Below are 12,332 nucleotides of genomic sequence, written 5' to 3' on the forward strand. Positions count from 1 at the left end.
GAGCGAACTTCCTAGAAACACCACATCCTTGTGCCTCGGCATTGGCTTCTCCTTTCCTGGAAAGAAAAAGCGTAATAGACGATTCGGCCAGAGGCGGTAGAGGTTTGTTTCAAGGCATAGCAAAAGCTCGATGACACTGAAGCGTCATCGAAAGACTATATCGAAACAGATATAAATCAAGTAACCCAACGGGAATCAGACCGTCGGTCGATTCCCGTTATTCAGACGATCAAGCGCCCGGCACAAAATGCTTCTGCGCCGTACCCCGCGCGATCAGCCGTGAGATGTAGTCCAGCTTCTGCGCATCCTGGTCGATAAAGCGGAAGGTCAGTTGCAGCCAGTCACTGTCGGGCTTGGGCTCGAAGGCGACGATGGCGTGCAGGTAGCCGTTGAGGCGCGCGACTTCGGCGTTGTCGCCTTGCTCAAGGTCGAGCACCGCGCTTTCCAGCACTTGGGGCAGGACCTCACTGCGACGGACCACCAGCAGCGCTTCCTTGATGCTCAGGCCCTTGATCACGCATTGCTGGGTGCCGCTGGACAGGCGCAACTGGCCCTGTCCACGACCGCTGGCAGGCGCAGCGGCCGCAGCCGCCGGTACGGGCGGGCTGTTGAGCAGGCCTCTGCTCGGGGCAGCCGCCGCCACTGGTGCGGCCTTGACCGCTTCAGGCTTGCCACCGGTCAGGGCGCTCAGGGAGTCGTTACCGAAGGCTGAGTTCATCTTGGTCGGCGCGCTGGCGACCAGGGCGTCGAGGCGCCCGACCTTATGCAGGGCATGCTTGACCTTGGTCAATAGCTGTTCGTTGGTGAACGGTTTGCTGACGTAGCCGGAAACCCCGGCCTGGATCGCCTGCACCACGTTTTCCTTGTCGCCACGGCTGGTCACCATCACGAACGGCATGGCTTTGAGCTGCGGTTGCTCACGGCACCAGGTCAACAGCTCCAGGCCGGACATCTCGGGCATTTCCCAGTCGCACAGCACCAGGTCGAAGGTTTCGCGCATCAGGATGGCCTGGGCCTTTTTGCCGTTCACCGCATCTTCAATCTTGATCCCGGGGAAGTAGTTGCGCAGGCACTTCTTCACCAGGTCGCGAATAAACGAGGCGTCATCCACCACCAATACACTGACTTTACTCATCGACCCTTTATCCTATAAAAACGCGGCACGCAGAACGCCTGACTAATGGCATTTTGCCAAAACTCTGTAGTCACGTTGGGTTTTCTTTCACCCAACGCGCAAAAAAAATCAGCTGCCACAAATGAAAACGCCCGACCAAAGGCCGGGCGTTAATTTCTCGGGCAACCTTACTTATCGTCAGATTCACCCGGAACATTAGGGATTTGATCAGTTGAGCCTTCAACTTCGGCTTTCATGCGCTTGAGCCCCATGTGCCGCACGTCGGTGCCACGCACCAGGTAGATCACCAGCTCCGAAATATTGCGCGCGTGGTCGCCGATCCGCTCCAGGGAGCGCAGCACCCAGATAATGCTCAAGACCCGCGAGATAGAGCGCGGGTCTTCCATCATGTAGGTGGCCAGCTCACGCAGCGCGGTCTTGTATTCACGGTCGATGACCTTGTCGTACTGGGCCACCGACAACGCCAACTCGGCGTCGAAGCGGGCAAACGCGTCCAGGGCATCGCGCACCATGTTGCGCACCTGGTCGCCGATATGCCGCACTTCCACATAGCCGCGCGGGGCTTCGCCTTCTTCGCACAGTTGGATGGCGCGGCGCGCGATTTTAGTGGACTCATCGCCGATACGCTCCAAGTCGATCACCGACTTGGAAATGCTGATGATCAAGCGCAGGTCGGAAGCCGCCGGCTGGCGGCGGGCGAGAATGCGCAGGCATTCTTCGTCGATATTGCGCTCCATCTGGTTGATCTGGTCATCGATCTCACGCACTTGCTGGGCCAGGCCCGAGTCGGCCTCGATCAGCGCGGTGACCGCATCGTTGACTTGCTTCTCCACCAACCCGCCCATCGCCAGGAGGTGGCTGCGCACTTCCTCAAGCTCGGCGTTGAACTGCGCGGAGATGTGATGGGTAAGGCCTTCTTTACTAATCATGTTGGCGTCCTTGGAGCGTCCGGAAAGGTGCGGAGAACCGCAGCGTCAATGCAATCTGAACCACAGCATCCTAGCCGTAGCGACCGGTGATGTAGTCTTCGGTCTGTTTCTTCGCCGGATTGGTGAACAGGGTATCGGTATCGCCGAACTCCACCAGCTTGCCCATGTACATGAACGCGGTGTAGTCGGAAACCCGCGCCGCCTGTTGCATGTTGTGGGTCACGATGACGATGGTGAACTTGGACTTGAGCTCGTAGATCAGCTCTTCGACTTTCAGCGTCGAGATCGGGTCGAGTGCCGAGCAAGGTTCGTCGAGCAGCAGCACTTCCGGCTCCACGGCGATGGTACGCGCGATCACCAGACGTTGTTGCTGGCCGCCGGACAGGCCGAGGGCTGATTCATGCAGACGGTCCTTGACCTCGTCCCACAGCGCCGCGCCTTTGAGCGCCCACTCGACCGCTTCGTCGAGGATGCGCTTCTTGTTGATGCCCTGGATACGCAGGCCGTAGACCACGTTTTCATAGATGGTCTTGGGGAACGGGTTGGGCTTCTGGAACACCATGCCCACCCGGCGACGCAGCTCGGCCACGTCTTCGCCCTTGCGGTAGATGTTGCTGCCGTAGAGGTTGATCGCACCGTCCACGCGGCAACCGTCGACCAGGTCGTTCATGCGGTTGAAGGTGCGCAGCAGCGTGGACTTGCCGCAGCCCGACGGGCCGATAAAGGCGGTCACGCGCTGCTTGGGGATGTTCATGCTGACGTCGAACAGCGCCTGTTTTTCACCGTAGTACAGGCTCAGGCCCGGCACTTCGATGGCCACGGTTTCCTGGGCCAGGCTCAGGCTCTGTTTGTCGCGACCCAGGGCGGACATGTTGATGCCGTGGGAATGGGTTTCTTGTTGCATGGGATGCTCCCTGTGCTACCAATTCGTTTCGTTGAACCGCCTGGGCGGTTTACTCAAATTCTGCGTGTAGCGCGGTCCAGTGTGGGAGGGGGCTTGCCCCCGATAGCAGTGTGTCAGCCGGCATAGGTGTTTCTGATACGCCGCCATCGGGGGCAAGCCCCCTCCCACATTGAATCCGCGTCACTTCAATTAGCTATCCAACGCTTTATATTTTTCGCGCAGGTGGTTACGAATCCACACCGCCGACAAGTTGAGCGTGGCGATCACCAGCACCAGCAACAGCGCGGTGGCGTACACCAGCGGCCGTGCGGCCTCGACGTTGGGGCTCTGGAAGCCGACGTCATAAATATGGAAGCCCAGGTGCATGATCTTCTGGTCCAGGTGCAGGTACGGGTAGTTGCCGTCCAGCGGCAGCGACGGGGCCAGCTTGACCACCCCCACCAGCATCAGCGGCGCCACTTCACCGGCGGCACGGGCCACGGCGAGAATCATGCCGGTCATCATCGCCGGGCTGGCCATCGGCAGCACGATCTTCCACAGCGTTTCCGCCTTGGTCGCGCCGAGTGCCAGGGAGCCTTCGCGCACGGTGCGAGGAATCCGCGCCAGGCCTTCTTCGGTGGCCACGATCACCACGGGCACCGCCAGCAGCGCCAGGGTCAGCGACGCCCACAACAGGCCCGGCGTGCCGAACGTCGGAGCCGGCAGGGCTTCGGCGAAGAACAGGCGGTCAACCGAACCACCCAGTACATACACGAAGAAGCCCAGGCCGAACACGCCGTAAACGATGGCCGGTACACCCGCCAGGTTGTTCACGGCGATGCGGATGATCCGCGTCAGGGTGTTCTGCTTGGCGTATTCACGCAGGTAGACCGCCGCCAGCACGCCGAACGGGGTCACGATCATCGCCATGATCAGGGTCATCATCACGGTGCCGAAGATAGCCGGGAAGATCCCGCCTTCGGTGTTGGCTTCCCGCGGGTCGTCACTAAGGAATTCCCAGACCTTGCTGAAGTAAAAGCCGATCTTGGTCATCGTGCCCATGGCGTTCGGCTGATAGGCGTGGACCACTTTGCCGATGCCGATTTCCACTTCCTTGCCGTTCGCGTCGCGGGCGGTCAGAGCGTCGCGGTTGAACTGGGCGTGCAGGTCGGACAGGCGCGCTTCGATGTCCTGGTAACGGGCATTCAGTTCGGCACGGTCGGCATCCATGTCGGCCTGGGCGGCGGCGTCGAGTTTGCCTTCCAGCTCCAGTTTGCGACCGTGCAGGCGGATACGTTCGAGACCGGCGTTGATCGCGCCGATATCGGACTTCTCAAGGGTCTTGAGCTGGGCCGCCAGCTTGTTCACGCGGTCGACACGCGCCTGCAGCTCCGGCCACGCGGCCTCGCCTTCAGCGATGACCTTGCCATCCTGCTTGACGTTGACCAGGGTGCCGTAGAAGTTGCCCCACTCACGACGCTCGATGGTCATCAATTCCACCGGCCTGGTCTGGTTCTTCAGCCATTCGCCGACGATCCATGTGAAGTCGTTGCCGTTCAGATCGCGGTTGCCGACTTTGATCAGCTCGCGGGTCATGAATTCCGGGCCTGCGTCGGGCACGGGCAGGCCAGCGCTTTTCAGGCGCTCGCGCGGCACTTCTTCTTTCTGCACCACTTCGCCGATGACGATATGGTTTTCCTGGCCCGGTACGTTGTAGTTGGCCTGGATCAGGTCAGCCGGCCAGAAGTGGCCCAAACCACGCACCGCAATCACAGCCAGCAAACCAAGGGTCATGATGACCGCGATGGACACCGCGCCACCGCTGATCCAGACGCCGGGGGCGCCGCTCTTGAACCATCCATTCAGGGAGTTCTGTTTCACAGACTTCTACCTTTCTTAAAGCGACGAGTATTTCTTGCGCAGACGCTGACGAATCAGCTCGGCGAGGGTGTTCATGATGAAGGTGAACAACAGCAGCACCAGCGCCGAGAGGAACAGCACGCGGTAGTGACTGCCGCCCACTTCCGACTCGGGCATTTCCACCGCGACGTTGGCCGCCAGGGTGCGCAGGCCTTCGAACAGGTTCATCTCCATCACCGGGGTGTTACCGGTGGCCATCAGCACGATCATGGTCTCGCCCACGGCGCGGCCCATGCCGATCATCAGCGCCGAGAAAATCCCCGGGCTGGCAGTCAGGATGACCACGCGGGTCATGGTCTGCCATGGCGTGGCGCCCAGGGCCAAAGAGCCCAGGGTCAGACCGCGCGGCACACTGAACACGGCGTCTTCGGCGATGGAGTAGATGTTCGGGATCACCGCGAACCCCATCGCCAGGCCGACGACCAGAGCGTTGCGCTGGTCATAGGTGATGCCCAGGTCGTGGGAGATCCACATGCGCATGTCGCCGCCGAAGAACCAGGTTTCCAGGTACGGGCTCATGTACAGCGAGAGCCAGCCCACAAACAGGATCACCGGGATCAGGATCGCGCTTTCCCAGCCATCCGGAACCCGCAGGCGGATGGACTCAGGCAGGCGGCTGAAGACAAAGCCGGCCACCAGGATACCAATCGGTACCAGCATCAGCAGGCTGAAAATCCCTGGCAGATGGCCTTCGACATACGGCGCGAGGAACAGGCCGGCGAAGAAGCCGAGGATCACCGTCGGCATCGCTTCCATCAACTCGATCACCGGTTTGACCTTGCGGCGCAGGCTCGGGGCCATGAAGTACGCGGTGTAGATCGCCGCAGCAACGGCCAGCGGCGCAGCCAGCAACATGGCGTAGAACGCGGCCTTCAGCGTACCGAAGGTCAACGGCGCCAGGCTCATCTTGGGTTCGAAATCGGTGTTGGCGGCGGTCGATTGCCAGACGTATTTAGGCTCGTCGTAGTTTTCGTACCAGACCTTGCTCCACAGCGCGCTCCACGACACTTCCGGGTGCGGGTTATCCAGCAGCAACGGTTGCAGCTTGCCGCCGGCTTCGACGATCACGCGGTTGGCCCGTGGCGACAGGCCGAACACGCCCTGGCCGTCGACCACCGGGTCCACCAGCAGGGTGCGGTGGGCGGTGCTGTGGAACACGCCGAATTTGCCGGAAGCGTCGAGGGCGGTGAAGCCTTTGCGACGTTCTTCGGCGGTGATTTCAACGATGGGCGCAGTGCCCATCTCGAAGGTGCGGATCTGCTTCAGGCGCTGTTCGCCATCCGGGTCACGGGCCATGAACCACTGGGCCAGGCCGCCCTTGGAGTTACCGACGATCAGCGAGATACCGCCCACCAGTTGGGTGCTGGCGGTGATTTCCGCGCCGCCATCTTCCAGCAGTTTGTAGCGACCGTTGAGGCTCTTGTCGCGCAGGCTGAACACATCGGCCAGGGCACGGCCGTTGATCACGTACAGCCACTGCTGGCGTGGGTCGATGAAGATCGCCTTCACCGGCTCGGTCATCTGCGGCAGCTCGATACGCTTCTGCTCGCTGGTGACTTCGCCGGTCATCATGTTTTCTTCACGGCTCAGGGACAGCACGTTCAAGTGCGAACCGGCCGAACCGGCCACCACCAGCGATGTGTCGGTGGCGTTCAGCGCGACGTGTTCCAGCGGGCGACCGGCGTCATCCAGCACGATCGGGGTTTCGCCGTAAGGGTATTCGATGGCTGGGCTGATGGTCTTCTTGCCGTCCGGGTAGGACACCTTGTAGGTGTGGCGGAACACCAGGGACTGGCCATTGGACAAACCGAGGATCACCAGCGGGCTGCCCGGCTGGTCTTTACCAATCGACACGACGCTGACGCCGGCCGCCAGCGGCAGGTCGATGCGCTTGAGTTCGGTACCGGTGTCCACCTCAAAGAACAGCGCCTGGCCCTTGTCGGAAACCCGCATGGCGACCTGATTCTGCTCTTCCAGAGAGATCATCAACGGCTTGCCCGCATCTTGTATCCACGCCGGTGTCAGCGCGGCTTCCTTGGTCAGCGAGGCGCCTTGGAACAAAGGCGCGACCACGTAGCCCAGAAAGAAAAAGATCAGGGTGATAGCGCCGAGAACGGCGAGACCGCCGATCAGCACGTACCAACGGGTCAGGCGATCCTTGAGCGCGCGAATGCGGCGCTTGCGTTGCAGCTCAGGCGTATTGAAATCAATGCGCTTGGGGGGAGAAGTCGTCGTCATGGTGGAATTGGCCAGATCATTCATGCGCACACCCTAGCGATCCTGTATGACAGAAAGATGACAGTGCAGTGACGCAAAAAATCCGCCGCGTAGCAGAGCTGGCAGCGGACCAAAAAATTCGGAGTTTCTGTAGGAGCGAGCTTGCTCGCGAAGAGCGTTAACGATAACGCGCCGCTTCTGAATAAACGCAGTGCTCTATCATCTTTCGCGAGCAAGCCCGCGCCTACAGAACGGCCGGCTTTACCCGGCCCAGCAACTTAGTTGCCTTCTTTCAGACCCAGGTCAGCCAGGGCCTTGGCGGCTACTTTGGCTGGCAGTGGGATGTAACCGTCTTTCACTACGACTTCCTGGCCCTGCTTGGACAGCACCAGTTTCACGAACTCAGCTTCCAGCGGAGCCAGCGGCTTGTTCGGGGCTTTGTTGACGTAAACGTAGAGGAAACGCGACAGCGGGTATTTGCCGTTCAGGGCGTTTTCTTCGCTGTCTTCGATGAAGTCGGTGCTGCCTTTCTTGGCCAGGGCCACAGTCTTCACGCTGGCGGTCTTGTAGCCGATGCCCGAGTAACCGATGCCGTTCAGCGAGGAGCTGATCGACTGCACGACCGAAGCCGAGCCAGGTTGTTCGTTCACGTTAGGCTTGTAGTCGCCTTTGCACAGAGCTTCTTCCTTGAAGTAGCCGTAGGTGCCGGATACCGAGTTACGACCGAACAACTGCACTGGCTTGTTGGCCAGGTCGCCGGTCACACCCAGGTCGCCCCAGGTTTTCACGTCGGCTTTGCTACCGCACAGACGAGTCGAGGAGAAGATCGCGTCGACTTGTTCCATGGTCAGGTGCTTGATCGGGTTGTCTTTGTGCACGAACACCGCCAGGGCATCCACGGCAACCGGGATAGCGGTTGGCTTGTAGCCGTACTTCTGCTCGAAGGCAGCCAGTTCGGTGTCCTTCATCTTGCGGCTCATCGGGCCCAGGTTGGAGGTGCCTTCAGTCAGCGCAGGTGGCGCAGTGGCAGAACCAGCAGCTTGAATCTGGATGTTGACGTTCGGGTATTCCTTTTTGTAACCCTCAGCCCACAGGGTCATCAAGTTAGCCAGGGTATCGGAACCGACGCTGGACAAGTTGCCCGACACACCAGTGGTCTTCACGTAAGCCGGAATTGCCGGGTCAACACCAGCGGCCACCGCGTGGGCAGTCGCAACGCCAGCAGCGACAAAAGTCATTGCCGCCATCAAACGCTTCAGTTTCATGCCTTACTCCTAGCAGATAGGGATAGTTGGATCGGGGCCAAGTATCGGTAGGCCGTGTGAACACTCTATGTCCGGAATGTGACAGTTAGATGAAAGGCCAGTATTGGGAGAAAAAGCGGCTGCAGGCAGCAAGTGCCGAAAAGACGGGGATGGCGAGGCGGTTGAAGCGATGATTCGGAAACACTCTGTAACCTATGATCGCTCCTACGCTACTGCGTAGGAACAATCTTCAGATGCTTGATTACCTGCCACGCGTCCACAGATACCCACCCACCCCCATTCCCATCACACACAGGACGGCAACGTAGTAGGCCGGGCCCATCGGGCTTTCCTTCATCAGCAGCGACACCGCCAACGGCGTCAGCCCGCCGAATACGGCGTAGGCCACGTTGTAGGAGAACGACAACCCGCTGAAGCGCACCACCGGCGGGAAGGCTTTGACCATCACGTAAGGCACCACGCCGATGGTGCCGACAAACAGGCCGGTCAGGGCGTACAGCGGGAACAGCCAGTCCGGGTGGTCCAGCAGGCTGTGATACAGCGTCCAGGAGGTCGCCAGCAACAGTGCGCAACCGACCACCAGTATGCGGCCGGCACCGAAGCGGTCGGCCAGGGCGCCGGCAGCAATGCAGCCCAGGCTCAGGGTCACGATGGCCAGGCTGTTGGCCTGCAGCGCAACGGTCGGGCTGAAGTGGTAGAGGGTTTGCAGCACGGTCGGGGTCATCAGGATGACGACTACGACGCCGGCCGACAGCAGCCAGGTCAGCAGCATCGACAGCACGATGGCGCCACGGTGGTCGCGCAATACCGCGCGCAGCGGCAGTTCGGCGGCGAGTGTCTTGCGTTGCTGCATCTCGGCGAAGATCGGCGTTTCATGCAGCCAGCGGCGCAGGTACACCGACAGCAGGCCGAACACACCGCCGAGCAGGAACGGGATGCGCCAGGCGTAATCCGAGACCTGTTCCGGGCTGTAGAGCGTGTTGATGGCGGTGGCCACCAGCGAACCCAACAGGATGCCGGCGGTGAGGCCGCTGGTCAGGGTGCCGCAAGCGTAGCCAATGTGCCGCGGTGGGACGTGCTCGGAGACGAACACCCAGGCGCCCGGCACTTCGCCGCCGATCGCCGCGCCCTGGATCACGCGCATCAGCAGCAACAGGATCGGCGCCCACAGGCCGATCTGCGCGTAGGTCGGCAGCAGGCCCATGATCAGGGTCGGCACGGCCATCATGAAGATGCTCAGGGTGAACATTTTCTTGCGGCCCAGCAGGTCGCCGAAGTGCGCCATGATGATGCCGCCCAGGGGGCGCGCCAGGTAGCCGGCGGCGAAGATGCCGAAGGTCTGCATCATGCGCAGCCACTCGGGCATGTCAGCCGGGAAGAACAGTTTTCCGACCACGGTGGCGAAAAACACGAAGATGATGAAGTCGTAGAATTCCAGCGCCCCGCCCAAGGCAGACAGCGACAGGGTTTTGTAGTCGTTGCGGGTCAGCGGGCGCGACGGTTGCGCACTGCTTGCAGGCACGGAGGACATGGCAAGGCTTCTCTTATAGTAATCAGCGTAATAAGGACGGCACGCCCTGGACTTGCGGCGGTCCGGCAAGATAACAAATCGCTGGAAAAAGCACAGCGCCGAACGCTCAACCGTCCAGACAGGCGAAATCCCCACGGCGCAGAGAGTCCGTCAACTTGGGCAGAAGAACAGTTGCCGGAAAAAGCTCCGTTACAGCGTCTATTTACCGACCAAATGAGCGCCCAGAGGTCGTCGCGACGCCAGCGTCTCGATATACTCGGCCCTTGCAAGCGCCAGACCCGCAGTCTTGAGGGGCTGCTGTGCCAAAACGCCGTTGGGTGCCATCCAGCCGGTTTGGCAGAGTTTCCCTTTAGTACGCCTTACGAGAAACACAGCTCGCGTCGTGCGTTGGTGCTGAAATGTTTTTCTACAAGACGGCTATCCACTTGAAACACCCATGAAGCGTCACGGCTCAGAGGCACCCTCGGCATGATCGAACTCGAACAAGAAGATCCCATCCCGCAAGGCGATCTCGCCCTGCAAATCACCGCGCTTCCGCGTGAAACCAACGGTTTCGGCGATATCTTCGGCGGCTGGCTGGTCTCGCAGATGGACCTGGCCGGTACGGCCATGGCCAGCAAGGTCGCAGGCGGGCGTGTTGCCACCGTGGCCATTGATCGCATGGCGTTCCTGGTGCCGGTGGCCGTGGGCGCGCAATTGTCCTTCTATACCCAGGCCCTGGAAATCGGCCGCAGCTCGATCCAGATGATGGTCGAAGTGTGGAGCGACGACCCGCTGTCCAGCGAATGGCGCAAGGTCACCGAGGCGGTGTTCGTGTTCGTCGCCATCGATGGCAGCGGCCGTACCCGTTCGGTGCCGTCGCGGGCGCGTTAAACCTCGCCGGGTTTTGACGGTCAATTGCCCATTGCCTGCCATTGAGAGTGCTTTGTTATGCCGACGCCCCACGTTGAAACCGTCAAAATCGACGAGCTGGACTGCTGGCGCATCCGCCACAACGGTGCCGAACTGATGGTGGCCCAACAGGGCGCGCACATCTTCAGTTACCAACGCACAGGCGAACAGCCGCTGATCTGGCCGAACAGGGCAGCCGTCTTCAAGGCCGGCAAAGGCATCCGCACCGGCGTACCGGTGTGCTGGCCGTGGTTCGGCGTGTTCGACCGCAACCCGCGCAGCGTGCAGGCCATGCGCCAGAGCGATCAACCTGCGGGTGCCCACGGTTTCGTGCGTACTGCGATCTGGGAATTGGCCACAACCGAACTCGACGGCGACGCGCTGCGCGTCGACCTGGTGCTCCCCGTGCCTGCGGGCGGCTTTCCCGGCTGGCCCCATCAGGTCGACCTGACGCTGAGCCTGCGCCTGGACGATCAACTGCACATTCGCCTGACCAGCCATAACCATGGCCACGAAACGGTGACCCTCAGCCAGGCGCTGCACACCTACTTCGCCGTAAGCGACGTGCGCAACGTGCAGGTCGAAGGCCTGGACGGGTGTTCGTATATCGATACCGCCGACGGTTGGGCCACCCGGCAACAGGCGGGGCTGCTGCACTTCAGCGCCGAGACCGACCGCATCTACCTCGACACCCCCGAGCAGTTGAACATCGTCGATAAAGACTGGCAGCGCCGCGTCCAGCTCACCAGCGAGGGTTCCCGGTCGACCGTGATCTGGAACCCCTGGACCGAACGGGCCAAGGCCTTCGACGACATGGCCGACGACGGCTGGCAGGGCATGTTGTGCATCGAGACGGCGAATGTGCTGGATGATGTGGTGGTGTTGGCGCCGGGCGAAAGCCACACGCTGGGCGTGAGCATCACCAGTAGCACTTTGTAAATCCTCCCAGATTGGGTTTTGTGTGTGGTTTAGAGATCCGACTCCTTCACCACCCGCACCTTCTGCGCATCCAACGCATACGCCGCATCGGCCAGGTCATTGTTGACCGTCTCCACCTTCACCGTGCCCGTGACCCACAGCGGCGTGTAGATATCATCCAGCTTCAACCCCTTGGGGTAACGCACCAATACCAACTGGTTCGGCGGCGGTGGCGGCACGTGGATGCATGCGCCGGGGTACGGCACCAGGAAGAACAGCGTACTGCGGCCCTTGGCGTCGGTTTCCAAGGGCACCGGGTAACCGCCGATGCGGATGTTTTTGCCGTTCATGGCGGCCACGGTCTTGGTGGAATACATCACCGCCGGCAACCCCTTGCTCTGCTTCAAGCCACCTTTGTCGGTAAAGGTGCCCTGGGCTTCGGGGGAGTTGTGGTCGATTTCCGGCATCTGTTCGAGAGCTTTCTGGTCCGACAGCGGCATCAGGTCCAGCCAGTCGGTTTCCGGCAATTCGCCAGCATGAGCCAGGCCTGGGCCGAGCAGGAGAAACATCAAGAGGAGACGGCGCATGGAGGAGCTCGACAAGGTAAACAGTGCCGGCATTCTAGCCCTCTGCGCCTGCGCAG

At 61.0% G+C, this 12,332-nt stretch carries 10 protein-coding genes; 2 read left to right on the top strand and 8 right to left on the bottom strand.

Annotated elements, in window-relative coordinates; translation table 11 throughout:
* Positions 1 to 229 precede the first annotated feature (229 nt).
* The 7 genes from J2Y83_RS28460 to J2Y83_RS28490 form a co-directional block, all read right to left on the bottom strand.
* Positions 230 to 1,135: a response regulator gene (locus J2Y83_RS28460; protein WP_253400163.1), complete on the bottom strand. Its 906-nt coding sequence runs from the start codon at positions 1,133 to 1,135 to the stop codon at positions 230 to 232.
* A 167-nt stretch (positions 1,136 to 1,302) separates the two neighbouring features.
* Positions 1,303 to 2,064 (bottom strand): phosphate signaling complex protein PhoU, encoded by a 762-nt coding sequence (phoU, locus tag J2Y83_RS28465; RefSeq protein WP_247404684.1) that lies wholly within the window; start codon positions 2,062 to 2,064, stop codon positions 1,303 to 1,305.
* Positions 2,065 to 2,134: 70 nt separating this feature from the next.
* The gene (gene pstB, locus J2Y83_RS28470) at positions 2,135 to 2,968 is read right to left on the bottom strand and encodes a phosphate ABC transporter ATP-binding protein PstB (protein WP_253400164.1); all 834 of its coding nucleotides are present in this window, start codon (positions 2,966 to 2,968) and stop codon (positions 2,135 to 2,137) included.
* A 189-nt stretch (positions 2,969 to 3,157) separates the two neighbouring features.
* Positions 3,158 to 4,828 (bottom strand): phosphate ABC transporter permease PstA, encoded by a 1,671-nt coding sequence (gene pstA / locus J2Y83_RS28475; RefSeq protein ID WP_253400165.1) that lies wholly within the window; start codon positions 4,826 to 4,828, stop codon positions 3,158 to 3,160.
* A 15-nt stretch (positions 4,829 to 4,843) separates the two neighbouring features.
* Entirely contained in the window at positions 4,844 to 6,877 is a 2,034-nt protein-coding gene (locus J2Y83_RS28480; protein ID WP_253400459.1) for an ABC transporter permease subunit, read from the bottom strand.
* 485 nt (positions 6,878 to 7,362) lie between these two features.
* Positions 7,363 to 8,349 carry a phosphate ABC transporter substrate-binding protein PstS gene (locus J2Y83_RS28485; protein ID WP_247404674.1) on the bottom strand — a complete coding sequence of 329 codons (987 nt, stop codon included), beginning with the start codon at positions 8,347 to 8,349 and terminating at the stop codon, positions 7,363 to 7,365.
* Positions 8,350 to 8,590: 241 nt separating this feature from the next.
* On the bottom strand, positions 8,591 to 9,880 hold the full coding sequence (locus J2Y83_RS28490) for an MFS transporter (protein ID WP_253400166.1): 1,290 nt from the start codon (positions 9,878 to 9,880) through the stop codon (positions 8,591 to 8,593).
* Positions 9,881 to 10,348: 468 nt separating this feature from the next.
* Between J2Y83_RS28490 and J2Y83_RS28495 the strand changes: the two genes are divergently transcribed.
* Together J2Y83_RS28495 and J2Y83_RS28500 are read left to right on the top strand one after the other, a co-directional pair.
* A complete protein-coding gene (locus tag J2Y83_RS28495; RefSeq protein ID WP_010566936.1) occupies positions 10,349 to 10,753 on the top strand; it encodes an acyl-CoA thioesterase in 405 nt (134 codons plus the stop codon).
* 57 nt (positions 10,754 to 10,810) lie between these two features.
* Positions 10,811 to 11,710, top strand: coding sequence for a D-hexose-6-phosphate mutarotase (locus J2Y83_RS28500; RefSeq protein WP_253400167.1), 900 nt, complete (start codon positions 10,811 to 10,813; stop codon positions 11,708 to 11,710).
* Between the two features lie 29 nt (positions 11,711 to 11,739).
* Here J2Y83_RS28500 and J2Y83_RS28505 read toward each other — a convergent pair whose 3' ends face one another.
* Positions 11,740 to 12,276, bottom strand: a complete 537-nt coding sequence (locus J2Y83_RS28505) for a DUF3299 domain-containing protein (RefSeq protein ID WP_253400168.1) — start codon at positions 12,274 to 12,276, stop codon at positions 11,740 to 11,742.
* Between the last annotated feature and the right edge of the window lie 56 nt (positions 12,277 to 12,332).

It is taken from the genome of Pseudomonas marginalis, assembly GCF_024169655.1.
Classification (GTDB): Bacteria; Pseudomonadota; Gammaproteobacteria; order Pseudomonadales; family Pseudomonadaceae; genus Aquipseudomonas; species Aquipseudomonas paraveronii.